We start from the raw sequence: 21,504 nt of genomic DNA, 5'->3' as shown, positions 1-21,504 counted from the left end.
GATGAGCGGCCTGACCGGACTGATCGCGGGGATAGCCCTCGCCGCCGTCCAGCAGGCCGCGCCGCCAGCGCCGTATTCGGACCCAGCGACCTGGTGGTCGCCGGAGGTTCCCCGGCCGCCGCCCGAACTCGAGCCACTCTACAATCGCCGCCTCGGCCGCGACGAACGCCCCATTCCCATCGACAACGGCGTCGAGCCCCTGCTCTACCGCCTGTGGGGCCTGCAGCCGCTGCAGAGCCAGGTGCTCAAGCGCGGCGAGCTGATCCTGGAGGTCTGGGCTCGGCCCGCGCGCGGCGTGCGCCAGGCGGTGGTCCGCGTCACCCTGCGCCGTGACGGCCGCGCCTTCGTCCAGGCCCGCGCTGGCCTCGGCTGCTGCACGCCCGAGATCGGCCGCCGGGTCGATATCGACGCCGAGCTAGCGGCCTCCCAGATCACACCGCTGAAGGCCCTGACCGCCGATCCGGCGTGGGGCCAGCCGCGCTCGGTCATCGTCGATTACGGCGGCGGAGCGGTCTCGGCCCTTTGCGTCGACGGCGTCTCCTGGGACGTGACCCTGCTGGCGCCCGGCCAAGCCCGTCACCTGCGCCGCGCCTGCGACGACGCCGAAGTCGGCTCGATCGCTGGGGTCCTGTCGGCGGCCATAGGCGCGGCAGCGGGCCGCGACCCGCGCTTCGACGCCGTGCTGCCCCGAGGGGCGGACTTCTCGCGGCAGGCCGCCGCCTATCAGTCGCTGATCGGCTCGGGCGGCCGGTTGATCCCGGGCGAGAGCAACCGACCGCAGCCGCCGGCGGTCCCGATACCGCCGGACAATCCTCCAGAAGGGCCGTCCGAGAGCGTCAGCCCACCTTCAGGACCTTGAAGCGGTAGAGCAGCGCGCCGAGGATCGCGCCGATCGCCGGGGCCACGAAGAACAGCCACAGCTGCGCCAGCGCCTGTCCGCCCACCAGGACCGCCGGCCCGAAGCTGCGGGCCGGATTGACCGAGACGCCGGTCACCTGGATGCCGACGATGTGGATCACCGCCAGCGCGATGCCGATGCCCAGGCCCGCGAAGCCCGGCGCGGCGTCGGCGCCGGTGGCGCCCAGGATGACGATGACGAACAGGGCGGTCATCACCACCTCGAACACGAAGGCGGCGTGCAGCGAATAGGCGCCCAGATAGCCGGGTCCCCAGCCGTTCTGACCCAGGCCATGCGACATCCCGGCGATGCAGGCGAGGACCGCCGCGCCAGCCAAGGCGCCGGCGAACTGGGCGAGCCAGTAGAGCACCATCTCCTTGGCGCTCATCCGCCCGGCTACAAACGCGGCGAGGCTGACGGCCGGATTGACGTGACAACCCGAGACCGGGCCGATCCCGTAAGCCAAGGCGATGATCGCGAAACCAAAGGCCAGGGCGATGCCCAGCTGGCCAACATGGTCTCCGCCGAGCACGGCCGCGCCACAGCCAAATAGAACCAGAGCGAAGGTCCCGATGAATTCGGCAACAATTTTTGACATTCCAACGCCTCCCCTACCGTGTTGCTACGAGCTTCTGATTGCTCGCCAGCTGAACCATGCAGGTTTTCTTTGAGTCTTGGAATATTTGTACTCTGATCCATGCGCCTCGCGCCGAGCCTCCGAAGTTGACGGGGATGTGACGCAACGCACAGCCCATTTTGAGTAACGACGGTATCTGAAGCGCCATGACCCCTGTGGGAGAGGCGCCATGACCCGTTCACGCACTATCGCTCATGTCTTCAAGGCCGCCCTGATCGGCGCCGGCGCCCTGTGCGCCGCCTCGGCCGCCCAGGCCCAGGACACGCCGCAGGCGGTGCAGCTGCCGCGCGGCTCCGCGCCGCCGCAACCGGCCGGCATGTGGGCGGCCTGCACGCCCAATTCCGTGAACGGCGGCATGACACCCAACTGCTGGGTCATCCAATACAAGGGCGCGACGACCTGGGCCTACAGCTACACCGACAACCGCATGGCGTTCGGCATCGTCACCTATGGCCCGTCCGGCGCGATCCTGCGCAATGTCTCGATGGCCGGCGCGCGCTATGTCTACAAGATCACCGTGGATCCAGCCGCCCAGACCATCACCGTCTGGGGTCAGTCCGACAACAAGGCCGTGATCCGCTGGGCTGACCTGCCGGCTGCGCCGCCCGTGCCGACGCCGACGCCACCAACGCCTACGCCTACCCCCACGCCCACGCCCACGCCCACGCCCACGCCCGCCATCTACACCTGGACCTCGGCCGCCGCGCCGCCGGCGAACGTGGTGACCAGTTATACCGCGCCCAACGTCCCGATCTGCCGAGGGAACGACGCTTCCAACCGCCTTTGGTCGGGGTGGTGGGACGGCTCGGCCTGCAACGGCGTCCTGTTCGGCGCTCCCCAGCTGGCGACGCAGAACATCCAGTTCCTCACCCTGGTCTCGGGAGCCCCTAACTGGGTCGCGGGCCAGCAGGGCAATCTTTTCGCCCCGATACCGGCCAACACCATCAACGCGGGACGCGCCTACAGCCAGAGCCCGGGCACCCCGGGCTATGATCAGCTGATGTGCTCGTACATGGGGCGCGCCGGCTGGATCTACTCCGGCCGCTGCGACATCGCCGGCTCTGTTCAGGGGATCAACATCCCCTACGCCCTGACCGGAACACTGCAGTAGCGGGGTTCAGGCCCCCGCCATCTGCTCCGGCTGATCGCGCAGGCGCGCCACGTCCCTCAACGGCGGCGCGCCGAACAGGCGGGCGTATTCGCGGCTGAACTGCGAGGGGCTGTCATAGCCGACCGTGTGGCCGGCCGTGGCGGCGTCCAGGCGCTGGACCATGATCAGACGGCGCGCCTCCTGCAGGCGAATCTGCTTCTGGTATTGCAGCGGCGACAGCGAGGTCACGGCCTTGAAGTGCTGGTGCAGGGCCGAGGTGCTCATCCGCGCCTCCTCGGCCACGGCCTCGATGCTGAACGGCTGGTCGAAGTGGCGCTTGATCCAGCCGATGGCGCGGTTGACCTGGCGCAGGCGGCCATCGCGACGGGCGATCTGGGCCAGGCGCGGGCCCTGCTCGCCGGTCAGCAGGCGATAGAGGATCTCGCGCTCGATCAGCGGGGCCAGCACCGGCGCGTCGTCGGGACAGTCGGTCAGGCTGACCATCCGGCAGACGGCGTCGAACAGCGGCGGCGTCATGGCGCCCGCTGACATGCCCCCGACCAGCGGCGCGGCAGCGTCCAGGCGCGTGGCCAAGCCGCATTCCATGATCATCTCGCTGATCAGGTTGGGGTCCAGCACGATGCGGAAGCTGAGGTACGGCTCCTCGGGCGAGGCGGCGACCACCTGGCCCGCCGCCGGCACGTCGATCGACGACAGGAAGTAGTTGCGCTCGTCGTACTCGTGCATGACGTCGCCGACGAAGACGCGCTTGCGGCCCTGGGCCAGGACGCAGAACGACGGCTCGTGCACGCCGTGCACCGGCTGCGTCGTCTGGCTGGCCCGGTACAGGTTGACCCTGGGGCAGCAGGTTTCCAGCGGACCTTCGTCCGGCGTGAATCGTTCAATCAGCGCCTTAAGCGCCTCGCGGGTGCTCAGGGGATTTCCATTGTGTGGGTGAGGCTATTTGTAAGCCTTGCACGATCCTCCGTCACGCGACGGCGTTCGGTTCTGGATTTTCGTGCAATCATGCCGGAGCATCGATCTACCGGCTGGACGGCCCAGCGCCCCATAGTGGCCTCGTTCCGCTCCCCGACGCGGCAACTCCCAAAATCAGAGCTCGTGATGAGACGCTACACGCCCCGAGGCGGCGTGACGGCTCCGCGTTGGTTCGTCGCCGCCTTGCTGGGCGGGACGGCCGCGCTGACCGCCGCGACCGCCGTGCTCCCTTCGATGTCCCCCGCCCCTGCCGCCACCGCCTGGAGGATCGCCCCATGATGATGTCCGCCATCGTTCCCCACATCCCGGTCGCCGGCGTCTGGACCTCTCCCGACGGCCATATCAGCCTGGAACTGCGCGCCGACGGCCGCTTCATCGAGACCCGCGACGACTTCGCCGACGTGTTCACGGGCTCGTACATCCTGGTCGGCGAGACGCTGAAACTGTTCGAGGATCGCGGCGCGGTCATCAGCGGCACGCTGGTGGACGGTCGTCTAAGCCTGGGGACAGCCTGACCCTTTCCCTTCCATTGGCTGGACGAAGCCCCTATATTGGAAACGTCCGGCTTCGGCCGAACTATGGGGATAAACGCGCACGTAATAAGCGGACTGGACCCGGGTGCGATTCCCGGCGGCTCCACCAATCTCTCCCAAGTTATCATGGGACTGCATGGGGCCGATCAGCATCGACAGACGTGTAAAGGTGTCTGCTTTCTCTCGGCTTGATCCACCGTTTCGGGTCATTTTTCTAAATGCGAACGATAACTTCGCTGAAGAGTTCGCCGTCGCCGCGTAATGCGGTGCAGGTGAATTCGCCTCTTAAGTCCTAGGGGTTCAGATCCCTAGGCGGGGCCCGGAGGGAGCCTGCCAACAGAATCCCTCCACTTTCCTCCACATCGCCGAGGCTGCCTCCTCTCTTTCGAGAAGGCATGGGGGAGCCTGCCAACAGAATCCCTCCACTTTCCTCCACATCGCCGAGGCTCCCTCCTCTCTTTCGAGAAGGCATGGGGGAGCCTGCCAACAGAATCCCTCCACTTTGCCTTCCGTGAAAATTGTCATCCCGGCCCAGGCTCGCTTGCGAGCCGCCGAGCCGGGACCGCCGCACGCACGGCCGCAAACGGTTGCGCATCCTGCGATCCCGGATCTTCGCTGCGCTTCGTCCGGGACGACAACGACGTCTTGGCCACGAACGCAACAGTGAAGCTTTGCGATGCGCCCCCGACGCGGTACGCTCGGAATCTCGTTTCCAGTTCGAAGTACCTCTCTCCGCATGTCCCAGACCGAACCGCCCGAAGACCTCATGCAATACGAGGCCATGGCCCAGGACGCGCTGCGCGGCGTGGTCAAGGCGGCGCTGAAGAAGGCTGCCGCGCCCGGCGGCCTGCCCGAGCCGCACCACCTGTACATCACCTTCAAGACCAAGGCGGCCGGCGTCTCGGGCCCGCAGGACCTGCTGGGCAAGTACCCGGACGAGATGACCATCGTCCTGCAGCATCAGTACTGGGACCTGGCGCCGGGCGAGACCTTCTTCTCGGTGACGCTGAAGTTCGGCGGCCAGCCCAAGCGCCTGTCGGTGCCCTATGCCGCCCTGACCCGCTTCTACGACCCGTCGGTGCAGTTCGCCCTGCAGTTCGCCCCGCCCGAAGTGGTCGAGGACGAACCGGAGCCGGAAACCGAGGTCGAGGCCAAGGATGACGCCCCCTCGGGCGACGACGGCCCCAAGATCGTCTCCCTGGACCAATTCCGGAAGAAATGAGCGCCCGTAAGCAATGAGCGATGTCGCCTCGGACGCTCCGCAGACCCTGACGGACGAGGCGATCCTCGCGCGCTTCCGCGCGTCCAAGAACGCGCCCACCGGATCCCAGACCTTGGGCTTCGAGCTCCTCGCCGTGCGCCAGGCTGATCGCGAGGTCGAGGTCGGCTTCACGGCGCGCGCCGAGCTGCTATGCAACCCGATGGGGCAGATCCAGGGCGGCTATGTCTGCGCCATGCTGGACGAGTGCATGTCGGTGGCCGGCATGATCACCTCGGGCATGACCCACGTCGTCCCCACCCTCGAGATGAAGACCAGCTTCCTGCGCCCGGCCATGCCTGGGTCGCTGCGCGGCCTCGGCCGCGTGGTCAAATGGGGTCGCACCGTGTGCTTCATGGAAGGCGAGCTCTACGACGCCGAAGGGCGGTTGCTGGCCAAGTCCACCGGTACGGCGATCCCCACCCCTTTCGCCAGCTTCAAGAAGAAATAGAGGACGGTAGCCATGCGGGCAGCGGCGGCGGTTTTCGGACTTCTGGTTCTGCTTCTCGCGCCGCTTTCGTCCGCCCAGGCCGGCGGCCCGTTCTCGAACTGGAGCGCGGTCGTGGTGGCCGGCGATTTCCACGCCCATTCCGGCGGCCCGACCGAGGCCTTCGACAACGCCCGGCGCGACGTCTCCAAGACCCTGGTGAGCCTTGGCTTCGAGAAGACGGCGATCCAGCAGTTCTCGGTGCGCCCCGAACGCTATCCCGCCGACGCACCGGCTCAGTCGGACGCACGCACCATCTACGACGCCCTGCGCATCAAGGCCCAGACCGCCAAGGCCGGATGCTTGTTCTACATCAGCAGCCACGGCAGCCCCGACGGCGCGATCCTGGGCGAGAGCCTTCTACGCCCGCACTTGCTGGCGGCCATGCTGGACGACGCCTGCCCCAACCGGCCCAGCGTGGTGGTGATCTCGGCCTGCTTTTCGGGCGTCTTCATCCCGCCCCTGCAGAAGGGCGACCGGCTGATCCTGACGGCGGCCCGCCCCGACCGCGCCTCGTTCGGCTGCGGCGAGAGCGACAAGTACCCCTATTTCGACGACTGTTTCCTCTCCACGGCCCCCAACGCCAAGGACTTCGCCGCCCTCGGCGCGGGCGTCCAGGCCTGCGTGGCGCGCAAGGAAAAGGAGACCGGCGCGGAGCCCGCCTCCGAGCCGCAGGTGTGGATCGGACCCGCCCTGCGCCCCATGCTTCCGCTCTACGCCTTCAACAAAGCAAAACCCTCCACACCTTGACCGGTGAACTGGGTTTGACCCGGACGATCAGCGCGCTACACAAACCCTAGGGGTTTGCCTTCACCCAGGGGACATCGTTGACGTCGCGCGTTTCGCCCGCAGCCGCCCTTGTGGCGGCCATCATCGCACTTTGCTCCCTGGTCGGATCGGAGGCGCGGGCGCAGGACGCTTCGCCGCCGCCCGCCGCTTCGCCGGACCCAGTCCTCAACTCGAAGCCGCGCCCCTACAACAGCCTGTATCCGCGCCGCGCCCGACCGGTTCGTCCGACGGTCAAACCGGCCACCGCCGCCGGCGTCGCCACGGCCGCCACCGCGGCGCCCAAGCCCGTGACCGCCGCGCCCTCGCCGGCTCCGGCGCCCACCGCGCCGGCGATCCCGGCCGCCGCGCCCGTCCAGGCCAATCTCGGTCCGCTGCCCGGCCCTGAGCTGGAAGCCTTCGTCGACGGCGTCGTCCGCCGCGCCATGAGCCGCGACCACATCGCCGGCGTTACCCTGTCGGTGGTCCAGAACGGCCAGGTCGTGCTGAAGAAGGGCTACGGCTTCGCCAATCTCGGCCAGCGCAGGCCGGTCGATCCCGACAAGACCCTGTTCCGCGTCGCCTCGATCTCCAAGACGTTCACCTGGATCGCCCTGATGAACGAGATCGAGTCCGGCCACATGCGCCTGGACGGCCCGATCAACGTCTACCTGCCGGAACCCCTGCAACTGAAGGACCAGGGCAAGAAGACCCAGGTCCGTGTTCGCGACCTGATGACCCACACGGCCGGTTTCGAGGATCGCGCCCTGGGCCAGCTGTTCGAGCGCGACCCCAACCGCGTCCGTCCGCTGGCCGACTACCTGCGCCAGGAACGTCCCAAGCGCGTGCGCGAGCCGGGCCTGCTGCCCAGCTACTCCAACTACGGCGCGGCCCTGGCCGGCGCGGCCTTGGCCAACGTCACCGGCACGCCCTACGAGCAGCTGGTCAGCGAGCAGATCATCCTGCCCGCCGGCATGAACCACACGACCTTCCGCGAGGCCCGCCCGTGGCGCGACGGCCTGCCCGCGCCGATGAACGAGACCCTGGCCGCCGACCTGTCGGACGCCTTCTCGTGGACCCCGATGGGCTGGAAGACCCAGCCGCGCGAGTTCATGGGCCAAGTGGCGCCCGCCGCCTCGGCCTCCAGCACGGCCGGCGACATGGCCCGCTACATGACCCTGCTGCTGAACGGCGGGACTATCGACGGCAGGACGGTGTTCTCGCCCAAGAGCGCCCTGGCCTTCCGCACGCCAATGTACCGCCCGGCCCCGGACGCCGCCGGCTGGAACGCCGGCTTCCAGGACATGGCCCTGCCCGGCGGCCACCGCGGCTTCGGCCACCAGGGCGCGACGCTCTACTTCTTCTCCAACATGGTGATCGTGCCGGAGCTGGGCCTGGGCATCTTCGTCTCGGTCAATACCGAGAGCGGCGCCAACCTGCCCTCGACCCTGCCCTCGACCATCGTCGAGCACTTCTACGCCCCGCTCCCGGCCGTTCCAGCCGCCAGCGCCCTGACCTACGAGCAGGCCCGCGCCTATGAGGGCGACTACCTGACCACCCGCCGCGCCTATGGCGGGCTCGAAGGCTTCACCGGCCGCCTCACCGGCCGCGCGATGGTTCGCGCCACGCCCGATGGCCGCCTGACCGTCACCGACGGCGACGCCAGCACCCTGTTCAACGGCACGGACAAGCCCGGCGTGTTCAAGGCGGTCGACAGCGCCCTGACCCTGGTGTTCGACGCCAATGGCGACCGCCCCTCGCGGTTCTACGCGGCGCGTGGCTCCGCGACCTACGAGCGGATCGGCTTCTTCCGTTCGATGGGCCTGCTGAGCTGGACCGCGATCCTGGCGGGCCTGGCGAGCGTCGCCACCGTCCTGGGCGTTATGTTCCGCAACCGCCGCGAGGCGCGCCAGACGCCGGTCCAGGCCCGCGCCAGCCAGATGCAGACCATGCAGTCCGTGCTGTGGCTGATCTCGGCCGCCTGCATGGGCGTGTTCGCGGCCAAGGCCAGCGACGAAACCGCAGTCTTCTTCGGCTGGCCCAGCGGCTGGCTGCTCAGCGGCTCGGCCTGCGCCCTGGTCGCCGCTGCCCTCAGCATCCTGACCTTGGGCGTCCTGCCGATGGTCTGGCGCGGCGGCCGTCGCGTCGACAGCTGGAGCAGCGGCCGCAAGGTGGCCTTCACCTTCACGGCCCTGCTGTTCGTGCTGCTGAGCGTCCTGCTGGGCGCCTGGGGCTACCTGCTGCCCTGGAGCTGATCGTCCCGACTTCGTCCGCCTCCTCCGGCGTGGGCCTTGCAGCCCAGCCCCCAGGGAGACGGATGAAGGAGACGGACGTGTCAAAACTGGACGGTCTGGCGTTCGGGGGAACCGGCTTGGCGGCCTGGATGGCGGCCACCCTGTTCTACGCCGCTTTCGGTGGGGTCCTTCTGGAAAGCACCTTCTGGTTCTATGCGTTGAACGCCTTCGCGGCCGCAGCGGCCGTGACGTTCGCCTTCCAGGCGGTGGCGCGGCTGACGCACACGCCGCGCCGCCGCCGACTGTTCCCGATGGTCCTGTACTCGACGCCCGGCCTCGTAGGCGGCTGCCTGGTGATCTCGCGCTATGCCGAGGTCATGCCCGCCGCCGATCCGATCAGCGTCGGCCGCTATGGCGCCTTCCTGGTCGTGTTGTACGTGGCCGTGGCCGCCTCAGTCTTCGAGCGTGCGCCGCATAAGGCTTGAGTTCAGCTTGCGCACCTGGATCACGATCCGCTCGCGCTCGCCCGCACGGCGCTCGACCAGCAGCCGGGCGACCTGGGCGTCATCGTGGAAGGCATAGCCCTTGATGGCGTCCAGCAGGGCCTTGGCCAGGTTGTCCAGGTCCATCCACGGCGGTTCGCCGACATACTCCATGCCGATCTCGACGCTGAACTCGCCCCAGGCCGGACGCGAACCGCGCCAGGACTTGCGGAAGAACTCGTAGATCAGCGGCTTGTAGTACTTGCCCTGGGTGGTCAGGCCGTCGACCACGATGGTCAGCTCGCCCCCGGCCTCGCGGGCGCGAACCTTGCCGTGGTGGGTCCAGTCGTCGTCGAGCAAGTCGTCAGAGCCTCAGATGGATGCCGCGCTTGTGCAGCGGGATCAGGATCGCGGTGATGAAGGCAAGAACCAGAACCGCGCAGCCAAAGGAAGCCAGATAAGGATCGGGGGTGAGCTTCAGCATCATGGCGTTGCCGAAGCCCTGCGGCGTGGGATGGGCGCCGGGCACGATCCGTAGATCACTGAAAATTCCCAGCAGCTGGCACAGGATGAAGGCCAGGATCGCGTTGCCGCCCAGAACCTTCAGCACGAAGTCGAAGCCCAGGCCGCGTCCCGACCGCGCAATGAACTCGAAGCCGACCAGGACCAAGGTGGAGACACCGCTGGTCAGCACCGCGAAGCTGGGCGTCCAGATCTTCTTGTTGATCGGCATGACGGGATGCAGCGCCAAGCCGACCGCCACCAGCACGACGCCGAAAGCCAGCACGGCCGTCATGCCTCGCCCCTGCATCATGAACCTCGCGGCGACCGCACCCATGAGCACATTGACCGTGGCCGGCAGGGTCGAGAGCAGCCCCTCGGGATCATAGGTCACCCCCAGTCCCTCGGTCGTCGCCCCCCGCCACAGGTGCGGGATCGTGAACACCGCCCGGTCCAGGAAAGCCGGCAGGGACTTGTAGGAGTCCAGATGCCCAGCCCCGAAGCCGGGAACCGGAACGAACGCCACCGCCAGCCAGTAGATCGCCATCAGCACGACCGCCGCGCCGAAGGTGACCGGCAGGTTGAAGATCAGCCGACCGTCTTCCCCACGCCGCGCCGCCAGCACGCAGATGGCGGCGCCGAGCGCGTAGCACAGGCCGATCCGCTGCAGAATGCCGGGGAAGCGCAGGTTCGGCAGGTCGAAATGCCCGGCCAGCAGGTTGATCGCCAGGCCCAGCAGGATCAGCAGCCCCGTCCGCCGGGCGACCTTCAGCCAGAAGGCCGAACCGGCGCGCGCCTCGGCCGTCAGCCTCGGGATCATGATCCCGACGGCCATGCCCGCGCAGAACAGGAAAGTCGGGAACACCAGGTCCGCCGCCGTCCAGCCATGCCAGGCAGCATGTTCCAACGGGGCATAGACCTTGGACCAGGAACCGGGGCTGTCGACCAGGATCATGCCGGCGACCGCCAGGCCGCGCAGCAGGTCCAGCGACACGATCCGCTGACCGCCCGTTGACGTGTTCGACATCGCTACTCCCCCGAGGACGCCCGTCAAGCGTCGAGCATCTCGGCCAGCTTCAGCACCGTGTTCCAGTTGCGCGTGGTGCCGACCGGATTGCGCTTGGACTTCTTCCAGTCCCTATCCAACACCGAGTCGGCCATGCTGATGGGGAAGTCGAGATAGAGCTCGCACGTCCCAACCGCGAACCGCTCGGGACCGGTGATCGCGGCCCGCAGGACATCTTCGTCGCCGTCGGGCAGCGGAGCCTTCAGGAAGTTGACGATGACATGGCTGGGATGGTCCAGCGCCTCCGCCTTGAACGGGTTGGCCTCGATGATCGCCCGTATCTGGGCCGGCGAGCGGACCATGAAATCGGTGCGCAGGCCGATGCGAGCCTCCAGGGCGTCCTCAAGCGCCAAGGCCAACGCCTCGCCGCCCGCGTGGTCGCCCCACAGCAGCAGGTTGCCGCTGGCCAGATAGGTCTTGGCCGTCTTGAAGCCCGTGTCCTGGGCGATCCCCAGCAGGTCTTCCTTCAACACCTTGCGCTTGCCGGTGTTGATCGAGCGCGGCAGGGCGACGAAAGCGCTCACCTAGAGCCGCTCGACCCGCACGGCCGAGCCGTAGGCCAGGACCTCGGTGATGCCTTCCATGATCTCGTTGGCGTCGTAGCGCATGGCCAGGATCGCATTGGCGCCCAGCTCGCGGGCGTGAGCCACCAGCAGGTCGTAGGCCTCCTGCCGGGCCGTCTCGGCCAGGGTCGTGTAGATCGTGATGTTGCCGCCGAACAGCGACTGCACCGCCCCGCCGATATTGCCGATCACGCTGCGCGAGCGGACCGTGACGCCTCGCACGAGGCCCAGATGTTCGACGACGCGGTAGCCGACGAGATCGTTGGTGGTGGCGACAAGCATGGAGCACCTCCTGATAGGTTTCCGATATAGCGAACGCTGTTGTGCGGCGCCACACGTTGCGAAGCCGAGCCTCAGGGTCTAGACCGCGCTCGACCGTTTTTCCGGAGATCTCCGCATGACCGCCACGCGCATCGAGACCGACACCTTTGGCCCGATCGAAGTCGCCGCCGACCGCTACTGGGGCGCGCAAGCCCAACGCAGCCTGGGCAACTTCAAGATCGGCTGGGAGAAGCAGCCTCTGCCGGTCGTCCGCGCCCTGGGTATCGTCAAGCGCGCCGCCGCCGAGACCAACTTCAAGCTGGGCAAGCTGGACGCCGGCCTGAAGGACGCCATCGTCCAGGCCGCCAACGAAGTGATCGACGGCAAGCTGAACGACCACTTCCCGCTGGTCGTCTGGCAGACCGGCTCGGGCACCCAGTCGAACATGAACGCCAACGAGGTGATCTCGAACCGCGCCATCGAGATCCTGGGCGGCGAGATGGGCACCAAGAAGCCCGTCCACCCGAACGACCACGTCAATATGAGCCAGTCGTCGAACGACACCTATCCGACGGCCATGCACGTGGCCTGCGCGGAACAGATCGTCCATGACCTGCTGCCGGCCCTTAAGCACCTGCACGCCGCCCTGGAAGCCAAGACGGCGGCCTGGACCGACATCATCAAGATCGGCCGCACCCACACCCAGGACGCCACCCCGCTGACCTTGGGCCAGGAGTTCGGCGGCTACACCCAGCAGGTCGCCAACGGTATCGAGCGCATCGAGAGCACCCTGCCCAAGCTGATGCAGCTGGCCCAGGGCGGCACCGCCGTCGGCACCGGCCTGAACGCCCCGATCGGCTTCGCCGAGGGCGTGGCCGAGGCCATCGCCGCGATCACCGGCCTTGAGTTCACCACCGCCCCGAACAAGTTCGAGGCCCTGGCCGCCCACGACGCCATGGTCTTCAGCCACGGCGCCATCAACACGGTCGCCGCCAGCCTGTTCAAGATCGCCAACGACATCCGCTTCCTGGGCTCGGGCCCGCGCGCCGGCCTCGGCGAGCTGTCGCTGCCGGAAAACGAGCCGGGCTCGTCGATCATGCCGGGCAAGGTCAACCCGACCCAGTGCGAGGCCCTTACCCAGGTCTGCGTCCAGGTGTTCGGCAACCACGCCGCCCTGACCTTCGCCGGGTCGCAAGGTCACTTCGAGCTGAACGTCTTCAACCCGGTGATGGCCTACAACTTCCTGCAGTCGGTACGCCTGCTGGCCGACGCGGCGATCAGCTTCACCGACAACTGCGTGGTCGGCATCGAGCCGCGCATCGACAACATCCGCAAGGGCGTCGAGAACAGCCTGATGCTGGTCACGGCCCTGAACGGCAAGCTGGGCTACGACGCCTGCGCCAAGATCGCCAAGACGGCCCACAAGAACGGCACGACCCTGCGTGAAGAAGCCGTCGGCGGCGGCTACCTGACGAACGAAGAGTTCGACGAATACGTCCGTCCGGAAAAGATGGTCTCGCCGGGCTGATACTCACATGCTCCAGCTCGTCCGCATCTTCGACGAGCTGCCGGACGGCTTCGGCGATCTGGTCGCCGAGGCCTCCGGCGAAGGCGTGCGCAACATGGCCCTGCTGGTTGACAGCTGGCAGGCCGGCGCGCGCTTCCAGGACGACGGCGAGGCCCTGCTCGCCGCCTTCCTGGTCGGAGAGTTGGCGGGCGTCGGCGGTCTGAGCGTCGAACCCGCGTCTCCCGAGCCTGCCCGCCGCCTGCGCCGCTTCTACGTCCGCCCGGCCATGCGCCGTCGGGGTGTGGCGACAGCCCTGGCCTCGGCCCTGATCCACGAGGGCTTCGACAGCGTGGGCCTGCTGACCGTCAATGCGAGGGCCTCCGAGGCGGCCGGGCCGTTCTGGGAGGCGCAGGGGTTCGTCGCGGAGACAAGCGGGCCTTGGACGCACGTGATGCGGAAGGGCTGACCATGCGCGTGACACTCGACCGCGACGGCGCGGTCCTGATTCCCGCCCTGCTGTCGAAAGACCAAGTCGAGACCCTTCGTCAGTTGGCCGACGAAGCGATCACCGCGCGCCCTGGCGCCCGAATTCGGGGCGACCGTCGCCTGGCGGACATCCTGGAATCCGAAGGCCCCGTCGGCGCCCTGGCCGCCCGCCTGACGTCTCACACCGCCCGGCCCGTCCGCGCCGTGATGTTCGACAAGACCGCCGAGGCGAACTGGATCGTGGCTTGGCATCAGGACCGCGTGATCCCCGTGCGCGAGCGGCGCGAAGTCGAAGGCTTCGGTCCCTGGTCGACCAAGGACGGCGTCCTGCACGCCGCACCGCCGTTCGAGGTCCTTCAGCGCATGGTGACCGTGCGTGTCCACCTGGACGCCGTCGATGCCGGCAATGCGCCGCTGCGGGTGGCGCTTGGCTCGCATCGCCTGGGCCGCGTGACGGCCGACGAGGCCGCCAGCCGAGCCGATGCCCTCCCTCAGCACGTCTGCCTGGCGGAGGTAGGCGATGTCTGGGCCTATTCGACACCAATCCTCCACGCCTCCGATCGCGCCGACCCGCCCAGGCGGCGGCGCGTTCTCCAGGTCGACTATGGAGATTTTGACCTGCCGGGTGGGTTGGAATGGCTGGGACTTGAGGCTCACTGAACGCCTAAGTCGCGGGTGACTTAAATCAATTTATAGTTGATTTTTAGCATCAACTCGCCAAATTGGTTGCATCGCTGTGAGCCGAGAGCCCACCATGCTAGCCTCACGTCCCATGGACGCGCCGCCAATCGATCCTGAACTGTTGGCCCAGGCCGAGCGGCTGGGCATTTCGGTTGTCGGGATGAGCGAGACCCAGCTGCGCCTGCATCTCCAGAAGGTCGATCCGACCGGCGCCGAGGAACGCGCTCGGCGATGGGCAGCGGAGAACGCCGAGGCGATCGCGGAACACAACCGCTTTGTCGATGAGCACGGCCTGCTCTCCGATCACTTGCGGACCTGGTGATTGCGGCAGTTCGATCTCTACGAAAACCCGATCACTTCGATGCGGGCAGCCGTGCCGTTCGTGGTCATCCTATCTTCTCATCACGCCACGGGGTTGACGGAGGCAATCGTCGCGCCGGTCCTAAAGGGCAGAACGACCCCTGTCAGCGCCTTTGAAATTCCGCTCGAACGAAACGGCGCGGCGCTACTGATCAGCGTGACCGGGATGGTGGCCATCCGACAGACCGATCCGCGCCGCAAGACGGGTTCGGCAGTCGAGCACGAAGACGACATCCGCCGCGCGCTCGACCGCCTGTTCACTGGATTCTAGTTCACCGGGTTCTAGTGCTCCACCACCTCGCGGCCGATCGGCGCGAGCGCGATGTAGGCCAGTTGCAGGTCCTTGATGGCGAACGGGATGCCGATGATCGTGACAGCTTCGGCGATCGCGATCATCACGTGGCCCAAGGCCAGCCACCAACCGGCGACGATGAACCAGATCACGTTGAGGATCGTGCCGATGGGACCCGTGCCGATGTCCTCACGGCCCGTCAGCACCTCGCGATGGACGATCTCCTTGCCGAACGGCCAGAAGGCGAAGCCGGCGATGCGGAACGCGGCCCCGGCATAGGGCAGGCCCACGATGGTGATGGCCAGCAGCACGCCGGCCAGCAGCCAGCCCAGGCCCGAAACCAAGCCCCCGCAGATCAACCACAGCACGTTCAGGATAAAACGGATCATTTCCCAGCCCTAAGGGACCAAAGCGTCCCACGCCCAAGACGTGGCCCCGCCCGGCCCCGCTGTGAAGACCGTTACGGCGAATTCACCCGGCTACTTGATCAACTGCCAGCGCCGGGCCCAGCGGCCCTTGCCGAAGCGGCTGAGCGACAGGAGGTAGATCCCCGCGTACAGCACCGTCCCGACGCCGATCAGCACCCAGCTCCAGGTTCCGGGCGTATGCAAGGCCGGCGCGGTCGTGATCCAGTCGTGCGGCGGCGAGGTGAACTCCAGCCAGAGGCCTCCCACCCACAGCAACGACAGCAGCGCGACGATCGGATAGCGCAGCGCCGGTGACTTCTGCACCAGCAGCAGGAACTGCACGAAGAACACCGCCAGCGCGGCCGCGAAGCCGGCCGCCCAGGGCTGCCAGGAGCCGACCACGACGCGCGCAACCCGCAGACCCGCCCAGGTCGGCGCCCATAGCACCGGTCCCAGCATCAAGACGATCAGGACGAAGGCCAGGAGCACGCCCACGCCGCCGCCAATCACCCGTCCCGCCGCTTCTCCGCCCTTGTGAGGCTGGATGTCCGGATCGTCGACGGGATGGTCGGGGCGCATCAGGCCAGGCGGCTCACCGCGAAGTCGGCCAGGTCTTCCAGCGCCTCGCGCCAGTCATTGGCTGGGAACACCGAGAGCGCCGCCTTGGCTTTGTCGGCATAGTCGGCGGCCAGATCGAGCGTGGCGTCCAGGGCGCCGGTGCCGATGATCAGCTCGCGGGCGCGGCGGAAGTCGGCTTCGGTCTGTTCGCGGCGACCGATGGCGCGCTCCCAGAACTCGGCCTCCCGCGGGCCCGAGCGGGCGATGGCCAGCAGCAGCGGCAAGGTCGCCTTGCCTTCACGGAAGTCGTCGCCGGCGTTCTTGCCCAGGGTCTCGGTCGCGCCGCCGTAGTCGAGGGCGTCGTCGGCCAACTGGAAGGCCAAGCCTAGGTTCAGGCCGTAGTCGCGCAAGGCCTGGGCCTTCGCCGCGTCGACGCCGGCCGAGACCGCGCCGGCCTCCGAGGCGGCGGCGAACAGCTCAGCGGTCTTGGCCTGGATGATCTCGAGATAGATGGCCTGCGACAGGTTCAGGTCGTGGCTGCGCATCAGCTGCAGCACCTCGCCCTCGGCGATGACGCGGCTGGCGCGGGCCAGGATCTCCAGCGCCTTCATCGAGTTGGTCTCGACCATCAGCTCGAAGGCGCGGGCGAACAGGAAGTCGCCGACCAGCACGCTCTGGGCCGCGCCCCAGATCAGGTGCGCGGCGACCTTGCCACGACGCAGCTGGCTGCCGTCGACGACGTCGTCGTGCAGCAGGGTGGCGGTGTGGATGAACTCGACCGAAGCGGCCAGCTTCAGGCAGTTGTCGTTGTCGGAGTCGGCCAGGCGCGCGGCGGCGACGGTCAACAGCGGACGCAGGCGCTTGCCGCCAGCGGCGATCAGGTGCTCGGCCAGCGCCGGGATGATCGGCACGTCGCTCTGCATGCGATCGGTGATCAGCGCGTTGACGCCAACCATGTCGGCCTCGGCGAGGCGCACGAGACGATCCACCGAGCCCGACTTCCGGGGGAGGGTCGCTGCGGCTGCGTCCAAAACCTTACTCTCCTTGCGGCCTCCCCTCGATCTTCGGTCCGGTCGACAGAAGCCGACTGGGGATGAACCGTTGCGAGGGACAATGGTGGCGGGATAGGTCAGGGTCAAGGCGAGCACAAGGCCTAGAAAGCATTGGACGAACAACGGGTGACGGAGGATCGGGTTTTGGACGGCCGCGTACGGTTGCGCCAACGCCCTGACGGCTATCGGGCGGGCATGGACGCGGCCCTGCTGGCGGCTGCCTGCGACGCTCTCCCGGGCCAGCGCGTCATCGAGGCCGGCTGCGGCGTGGGCGGGGCCCTGCTGGCCGCCGCGACTCGCCGGCCAGGCGCCGTCTTCCAGGGCGTGGAGCGTGATTCCGTCGCCGCCGCCCTCGCCGCCGAGAACGCGGCGCTGAACGGTCTCTCCGACCGCGTCTCGGTGGCGCAAGGCGATGTCGAGGCCGGCTTCCGCGCGCTATCCCTGCCCGTCTTCGACGCGGTGATGACCAATCCGCCGTTCTTCGACGACCCCAACGCTCTTCGCGCGCCCGCCCCGGCCAAGAGCGGCGCCTGGATGGCCGACGGCGGGCTGCCCGCCTGGACCGGTTTCTGCCTGAAGGCCGTGCGCGAGGGCGGGACGATCACGATCATCCATCGCGCCGATCGTCTGGCCGACATCCTCGCCGACCTGGCCCCCAAGGCCGGCTCGTTCAGGATCCGCCCCATCGCACCCTTCGCCGATGCGCCAGCCAAGCGGGTGATCGTGCGGGCGATCAAGACCGGCAAGGCGCCGCTGGTCCTGCTGCCGCCCCTGGTCCTCCACGACCGCGACGGCGGCAAGCACACCGCCGAGGCCGAAGCGATTCTCCGCGGCGAGGCCGATCTTCCCTGGTGATCGATATCGGCGCTCGATGAGCGCCGATGCGCCAACACGCCGCAGGGTGGCCGATCGCGTCTTCATTCAGGATTAAGCCCCTGAGCCGTCCCTGTACGGTCAGAATATTGGGGGGAGGTAATCTGGATGCGGCGGCGTTCCGTTTGGCGCGCCTTGGCGGTGACGTCCGCCCTGCTGGCGTTCGCGCCGGCGGCGCCCGCCCGCGCGTCGACGCCGGCTCCCCGGATCATCTACTACAACCAGGGTAACGGCCTCGCCACCGAGCGCACCCTGGGCTTCAAGGTCCTGCAGCTGGCGCTCGCCAAGAGCGGCGTTCGTTACGATCTGCGCCCCTCGCCCGTGGGCCGTGTCACCGAACCACGCGCCATCGAGGCTATCCGTTCCGGCGACAGGATGGACCTGGCCATGCTGGGCGCCAGCGACCACGCCGACTCCCTGCTGGCGCCGGTCCGCCTGCCGATCGATCGGGGCCTGCTCGGCTATCGCATCTTCATGATCGATCGCGCCCGCCAGCCCGACTTCGACAAGATCCGCACGCGTGCCGACCTGACCCGCTACTCCGCGCTCCAGGGGAAGGGCTGGCCGGACACCCGCATCCTGCGCAACGCCGGCGTCACCGTCTGGACCGGCGCCTATCCGCGCCTGTTCTCGATGACCGCCGCCGGGCGCGGCGACATGTATCCGCGCGGCGTGATCGAGGCCTATGGCGAGCTGGACCTGCATCGCGCCGAGCTGCCGACCCTGACCATCGAGAAGGGCCTGGCGCTGCACTATCGCTTCACCAGCTTCTTCTACGTCGCCAAGGGCAACAAGGTGCTGCACGGCGACCTCTATCGCGGGCTGGAGCGCGCCTTCGCGGACGGGTCCTACGATCGGCTGTTCAACACCGACGCCCATGTCCAGCGCGCGCTCAACCAGACCGACCTGCGTCATCGCCGCATCATCGAGATGGACAATCCGTTCCTGTCGCCGGAAACCCGCGCGATCCCCGAGCGCTATTGGTGGCGGCCATGAGTGAAACGACGCCGATCCGACGCGCGCGCGGGCGCTCCATCCTCTTCCAGGTGCTGGCGCCGAGCCTGATCCTGGTGGTGCTGAGCTTCCTGGTCATGGCCGGCGTCACCGCCTGGTCGCGGGCGTCCGGCGCATCGGAGATGTTCCTGCGCAAGGTCGACCTGTCGGCCAACCTGTCGCGCGAGAATGTCACCGCCGGCGTCTGGATGCTGGACGACACGGCGGTCCGAACCGCCCTGGCCCCGATCCTGGACGACCAGGACGCCCGCCTGGTGCTGATCCTCGACCCGCGCAAGCAGCCGCTGCTGCAATCCGGCGACCAGGCCCTCAAGCCCATCGCCATGAAAGCCCTGGCGAAGGCCGGGAATGACACCACCGTCGAACGCCTGCGCCAGGACCGCTACCTGGTGTCCGTGGTTCCGCTCTTCCATACCGAGGTCGATCAGACCCAGGCCCTGGGGCACATGGTGATCGTCTACGACACCGCCTCGGTCGAGGCCGCCGCCTGGTCGGCGGCGCTGGGCGTGGCCGGCGTGGCGATCATCGCCACCGTCCTGATCGTGGCCTTGCTGGCGGTCCTGATGCGGCGCATCGCCAGGCCGCTGGACAATCTGTCTGAGGCCATGGGCGCCCTGGCCGTGGGCCGGTTGGAGACGCCCCTGGCGGACCTCGACCGCGCCGACGAGGTCGGCGACATGGCCCGCGCCGTCCAGGTCTTCAAGGACAACGCCTTGCGCCTGCGCCAGGCCGAGAGCGAGAGCGTCCGACTGGAGGAAGAGCGAGCCCGCGCCGACGCCGCCAACCACGCCAAGGGCGAGTTCCTGGCCCATATGAGCCACGAGCTGCGCACGCCGCTGAACGGCGTCCTGACCATGGCCCAACTGATGGCCGACAGCGACCTGTCGCCCGAGCAGCGGGCCAAGCTGGACGTCATCCTGATGTCCGGCCAGGACCTGCTGCACGTGATCAACGACGTGCTGGACTTCTCCAAGATCGAAGCCGGCATGCTGGAGATCGACGATGTCGAGTTCAGTGTCGACGAGGTGCTGGAAGGCGTCGTCGCCAGCTTCTCGGCCGTGGCCGCGCGCAAGGGCGTACACCTGAACCTGCACATCTCGCCGTTCGCCGGCGGCCGCCGACGCGGCGATCCGGCCCGCCTGCGCCAGATCGTCAGCAACTATGTCGGCAACGCCCTGAAGTTCACCCTGGAAGGCGGCGTCGACATCCATGCCGAAGGCCTGGGCGCCGAAGGCCGCGAGGGCCTGCGGGTCACGGTGCTGGACAGCGGCATCGGCATCGAGCCCGAGAGCATGGCGCGCCTCTTCCAGCGCTTCTCGCAGGTCGACGCCTCGACCACGCGCAAGTTCGGCGGCACGGGCCTGGGCCTGGCCATCTGCCGCGAAATGGCCAACCAGATGGGCGGCGAGGCATGGGCCGACAGCACGCCCGGCGTCGGTTCGGCCTTCCACGTAACCCTGCCCATGCCCATCGCCAAGCCGCTGGACATGAAGGCCGACCTCCCCTCTCCCGCGGCCGACGCCATGGATCGGAACCTGCGGGTGCTGGCGGCCGAGGACAATCCGACCAACCAGACCGTGCTGCGGGCGATCATGGACGCGTTCGGCGCCGACCTGACCCTGGCCTCGACCGGGGTCGAGGCCGTCGAGGCCTGGCGGCGCGAGGACTTCGACGTGATCCTGATGGACGTCCACATGCCCGACATGGACGGCATCGAGGCCACCCGCGAGATTCGCGCGGCCGAGGCCAAGGGCGGACTGACGCCCACCCCGATCATCGCCCTGACCGCCAACGCCTTCCAGCACCAGGTCGCCGAATATGTGGCCGCAGGCATGGACGACCACGTCTCCAAGCCGATCGATGTCCAGGCGCTCAGCCTGGCGATCGAGCGGGTCCTGCAACCGGAAAGTCCGGCCGCGCCGGCCACGGCCTATTCGGCGTAGAGCGCCAGCGCCTCCAGGCACAGCTCCAGGCCCGTCAGGTCGTTCAGCGGATCGTGGGTGACGATCACGAACAGCCGCCGCATTTCGGCCCACAGCATCACCGTCTCGGGCAGGCCGTAGTCCTCGATCACGCAGCCGTCGCCGTCGCGCCAGACGCGGTGCTCGTCCAGGGTCGCGCCCAGGATCGTATCGACGCGGGCGACGTACTCGGCCTGGATCTCGCTGGTGACGTTCAGATAGGCGAAGGTCGGCTTGCCCAGGCCCGCCAGCACCCCAGCCTCGAACACCGCCGCGGTGTCGGCCGAGGGGCCTCGGAACGGGGTGAGGTTGACGACCGCCGCGTCGGCCTGGCGCAATTGCGCCATGCGGGTGGCGTAGAACTGCCTGGCTTCCAGCTCGTCGCCGCCCTCGCCATGCGGCATGCGGGCGGGGGTCAGCACCTCGAAGCCAGCCTCCAGGCACAGGGCTCTTTGACGAGCCCCTTGGGTTTCGGTGTCGGGGAGCCAGGCCTCGGGGCCGGCCAGCCATAGGGAACGGACAGGACGCATGGCGCCTTAGGT

At 68.1% G+C, this 21,504-nt stretch carries 27 protein-coding genes and 1 other RNA gene; 18 read left to right on the top strand and 10 right to left on the bottom strand.

The window, feature by feature from the left end; translation table 11 throughout:
- The first annotated feature begins 1 nt into the window (after position 1).
- On the top strand, positions 2–859 hold the full coding sequence (locus tag AC07NN_RS13260; protein ID WP_494641411.1) for a hypothetical protein: 858 nt from the start codon (positions 2–4) through the stop codon (positions 857–859).
- Here AC07NN_RS13260 and AC07NN_RS13255 read toward each other — a convergent pair.
- Positions 837–1,496 (bottom strand): aquaporin, encoded by a 660-nt coding sequence (locus AC07NN_RS13255; protein ID WP_494641409.1) that lies wholly within the window; start codon positions 1,494–1,496, stop codon positions 837–839. The two genes, AC07NN_RS13260 and AC07NN_RS13255, sit on opposite strands and share 23 nt — an antisense overlap.
- Before the next feature lie 208 nt (positions 1,497–1,704).
- Between AC07NN_RS13255 and AC07NN_RS13250 the strand changes: the two genes are divergently transcribed.
- On the top strand, positions 1,705–2,646 hold the full coding sequence (locus tag AC07NN_RS13250) for a hypothetical protein (RefSeq protein ID WP_494641407.1): 942 nt from the start codon (positions 1,705–1,707) through the stop codon (positions 2,644–2,646).
- A gap of 6 nt (positions 2,647–2,652) precedes the next feature.
- Here the strand turns inward: AC07NN_RS13250 and AC07NN_RS13245 are convergent, their stop codons facing one another.
- Positions 2,653–3,561: an AraC family transcriptional regulator gene (locus tag AC07NN_RS13245; RefSeq protein WP_494641947.1), complete on the bottom strand. Its 909-nt coding sequence runs from the start codon at positions 3,559–3,561 to the stop codon at positions 2,653–2,655.
- Between the two features lie 186 nt (positions 3,562–3,747).
- Here AC07NN_RS13245 and AC07NN_RS13240 point away from each other — a divergent pair, with 186 nt between their 5' ends.
- The 8 genes from AC07NN_RS13240 to AC07NN_RS13205 all read left to right on the top strand — a co-directional run bounded on the left by AC07NN_RS13240 (position 3,748) and on the right by AC07NN_RS13205 (position 9,383).
- Positions 3,748–3,900 carry a hypothetical protein gene (locus tag AC07NN_RS13240; RefSeq protein WP_494641405.1) on the top strand — a complete coding sequence of 51 codons (153 nt, stop codon included), beginning with the start codon at positions 3,748–3,750 and terminating at the stop codon, positions 3,898–3,900.
- Entirely contained in the window at positions 3,897–4,136 is a 240-nt protein-coding gene (locus AC07NN_RS13235) for an Atu4866 domain-containing protein (protein WP_494641403.1), read from the top strand. The genes AC07NN_RS13240 and AC07NN_RS13235 overlap by 4 nt, the downstream gene beginning before the upstream one ends.
- 5 nt (positions 4,137–4,141) lie before the next feature.
- Positions 4,142–4,506, top strand: a transfer-messenger RNA (tmRNA) gene (ssrA, locus tag AC07NN_RS13230).
- Positions 4,507–4,890: 384 nt separating this feature from the next.
- Positions 4,891–5,376 (top strand): SspB family protein, encoded by a 486-nt coding sequence (locus AC07NN_RS13225; protein ID WP_494641401.1) that lies wholly within the window; start codon positions 4,891–4,893, stop codon positions 5,374–5,376.
- Positions 5,377–5,389: 13 nt separating this feature from the next.
- A complete protein-coding gene (locus AC07NN_RS13220; protein ID WP_494641399.1) occupies positions 5,390–5,863 on the top strand; it encodes a PaaI family thioesterase in 474 nt (157 codons plus the stop codon).
- A 12-nt stretch (positions 5,864–5,875) separates the two neighbouring features.
- A complete protein-coding gene (locus AC07NN_RS13215; protein WP_494641398.1) occupies positions 5,876–6,649 on the top strand; it encodes a C13 family peptidase in 774 nt (257 codons plus the stop codon).
- 77 nt (positions 6,650–6,726) lie between these two features.
- Positions 6,727–8,919: a serine hydrolase domain-containing protein gene (locus tag AC07NN_RS13210; RefSeq protein ID WP_494641397.1), complete on the top strand. Its 2,193-nt coding sequence runs from the start codon at positions 6,727–6,729 to the stop codon at positions 8,917–8,919.
- 77 nt (positions 8,920–8,996) lie between these two features.
- On the top strand, positions 8,997–9,383 hold the full coding sequence (locus AC07NN_RS13205) for a hypothetical protein (RefSeq protein ID WP_494641394.1): 387 nt from the start codon (positions 8,997–8,999) through the stop codon (positions 9,381–9,383).
- Here the strand turns inward: AC07NN_RS13205 and AC07NN_RS13200 are convergent.
- Genes AC07NN_RS13200 through AC07NN_RS13185 form a run of 4 tightly spaced genes read right to left on the bottom strand, consistent with a single transcriptional unit; the run spans position 9,351 to position 11,792 of the window.
- The gene (locus AC07NN_RS13200) at positions 9,351–9,740 is read right to left on the bottom strand and encodes a RusA family crossover junction endodeoxyribonuclease (RefSeq protein ID WP_494641392.1); all 390 of its coding nucleotides are present in this window, start codon (positions 9,738–9,740) and stop codon (positions 9,351–9,353) included. The genes AC07NN_RS13205 and AC07NN_RS13200 overlap by 33 nt on opposite strands.
- A gap of 4 nt (positions 9,741–9,744) precedes the next feature.
- Positions 9,745–10,908 carry an acyltransferase family protein gene (locus tag AC07NN_RS13195; RefSeq protein WP_494641390.1) on the bottom strand — a complete coding sequence of 388 codons (1,164 nt, stop codon included), beginning with the start codon at positions 10,906–10,908 and terminating at the stop codon, positions 9,745–9,747.
- Positions 10,909–10,931: 23 nt separating this feature from the next.
- On the bottom strand, positions 10,932–11,471 hold the full coding sequence (locus AC07NN_RS13190) for a DUF1697 domain-containing protein (RefSeq protein ID WP_494641388.1): 540 nt from the start codon (positions 11,469–11,471) through the stop codon (positions 10,932–10,934).
- Positions 11,472–11,792, bottom strand: a complete 321-nt coding sequence (locus AC07NN_RS13185; RefSeq protein ID WP_494641386.1) for a YbjQ family protein — start codon at positions 11,790–11,792, stop codon at positions 11,472–11,474.
- Positions 11,793–11,907: 115 nt separating this feature from the next.
- On the opposite strand from AC07NN_RS13185, the gene fumC reads away from it, so the two are divergent.
- The 5 genes from fumC (at position 11,908) to AC07NN_RS13160 (ending at position 15,076) form a co-directional block, all read left to right on the top strand.
- The gene (gene fumC / locus AC07NN_RS13180; protein WP_494641384.1) at positions 11,908–13,299 is read left to right on the top strand and encodes a class II fumarate hydratase; all 1,392 of its coding nucleotides are present in this window, start codon (positions 11,908–11,910) and stop codon (positions 13,297–13,299) included.
- A gap of 7 nt (positions 13,300–13,306) precedes the next feature.
- Complete coding sequence (locus AC07NN_RS13175; RefSeq protein WP_494641382.1) at positions 13,307–13,744, top strand: GNAT family N-acetyltransferase; 438 nt, start codon at positions 13,307–13,309, stop codon at positions 13,742–13,744.
- A 2-nt stretch (positions 13,745–13,746) separates the two neighbouring features.
- Positions 13,747–14,424, top strand: a complete 678-nt coding sequence (locus tag AC07NN_RS13170; protein ID WP_494641380.1) for a phytanoyl-CoA dioxygenase family protein — start codon at positions 13,747–13,749, stop codon at positions 14,422–14,424.
- A 94-nt stretch (positions 14,425–14,518) separates the two neighbouring features.
- Positions 14,519–14,767 (top strand): type II toxin-antitoxin system CcdA family antitoxin, encoded by a 249-nt coding sequence (locus AC07NN_RS13165; RefSeq protein WP_494641378.1) that lies wholly within the window; start codon positions 14,519–14,521, stop codon positions 14,765–14,767.
- Entirely contained in the window at positions 14,768–15,076 is a 309-nt protein-coding gene (locus AC07NN_RS13160; RefSeq protein ID WP_494641376.1) for a CcdB family protein, read from the top strand.
- A gap of 11 nt (positions 15,077–15,087) precedes the next feature.
- Here AC07NN_RS13160 and AC07NN_RS13155 read toward each other — a convergent pair whose 3' ends face one another.
- The 3 genes from AC07NN_RS13155 to AC07NN_RS13145 form a co-directional block, all read right to left on the bottom strand.
- A complete protein-coding gene (locus AC07NN_RS13155) occupies positions 15,088–15,486 on the bottom strand; it encodes a YccF domain-containing protein (protein WP_494641374.1) in 399 nt (132 codons plus the stop codon).
- A gap of 90 nt (positions 15,487–15,576) precedes the next feature.
- Positions 15,577–16,083: a hypothetical protein gene (locus tag AC07NN_RS13150; protein WP_494641372.1), complete on the bottom strand. Its 507-nt coding sequence runs from the start codon at positions 16,081–16,083 to the stop codon at positions 15,577–15,579.
- Positions 16,083–17,093, bottom strand: a complete 1,011-nt coding sequence (locus AC07NN_RS13145) for a polyprenyl synthetase family protein (protein ID WP_494641370.1) — start codon at positions 17,091–17,093, stop codon at positions 16,083–16,085. Before AC07NN_RS13145 ends, AC07NN_RS13150 begins: the two co-directional genes overlap by 1 nt.
- Before the next feature lie 216 nt (positions 17,094–17,309).
- Here AC07NN_RS13145 and AC07NN_RS13140 point away from each other — a divergent pair, with 216 nt between their 5' ends.
- The 3 genes from AC07NN_RS13140 to AC07NN_RS13130 all read left to right on the top strand — a co-directional run bounded on the left by AC07NN_RS13140 (position 17,310) and on the right by AC07NN_RS13130 (position 20,944).
- Positions 17,310–17,969 (top strand): tRNA1(Val) (adenine(37)-N6)-methyltransferase, encoded by a 660-nt coding sequence (locus tag AC07NN_RS13140; protein WP_494641941.1) that lies wholly within the window; start codon positions 17,310–17,312, stop codon positions 17,967–17,969.
- A 126-nt stretch (positions 17,970–18,095) separates the two neighbouring features.
- Positions 18,096–18,983 carry a hypothetical protein gene (locus tag AC07NN_RS13135; RefSeq protein ID WP_494641368.1) on the top strand — a complete coding sequence of 296 codons (888 nt, stop codon included), beginning with the start codon at positions 18,096–18,098 and terminating at the stop codon, positions 18,981–18,983.
- Positions 18,980–20,944: an ATP-binding protein gene (locus tag AC07NN_RS13130; protein WP_494641366.1), complete on the top strand. Its 1,965-nt coding sequence runs from the start codon at positions 18,980–18,982 to the stop codon at positions 20,942–20,944. Before AC07NN_RS13135 ends, AC07NN_RS13130 begins: the two co-directional genes overlap by 4 nt.
- Here AC07NN_RS13130 and AC07NN_RS13125 read toward each other — a convergent pair.
- Complete coding sequence (locus tag AC07NN_RS13125) at positions 20,932–21,492, bottom strand: nucleoside 2-deoxyribosyltransferase (RefSeq protein ID WP_494641364.1); 561 nt, start codon at positions 21,490–21,492, stop codon at positions 20,932–20,934. The genes AC07NN_RS13130 and AC07NN_RS13125 overlap by 13 nt on opposite strands.
- Positions 21,493–21,504 lie beyond the last annotated feature (12 nt).

This window comes from Caulobacter sp. GW821-FHT09H08, from assembly GCF_059415885.1.
The sequence above is the reverse complement of the archived record's forward strand: the minus strand, read 5'-3'. Positions and strand labels throughout refer to the sequence as shown.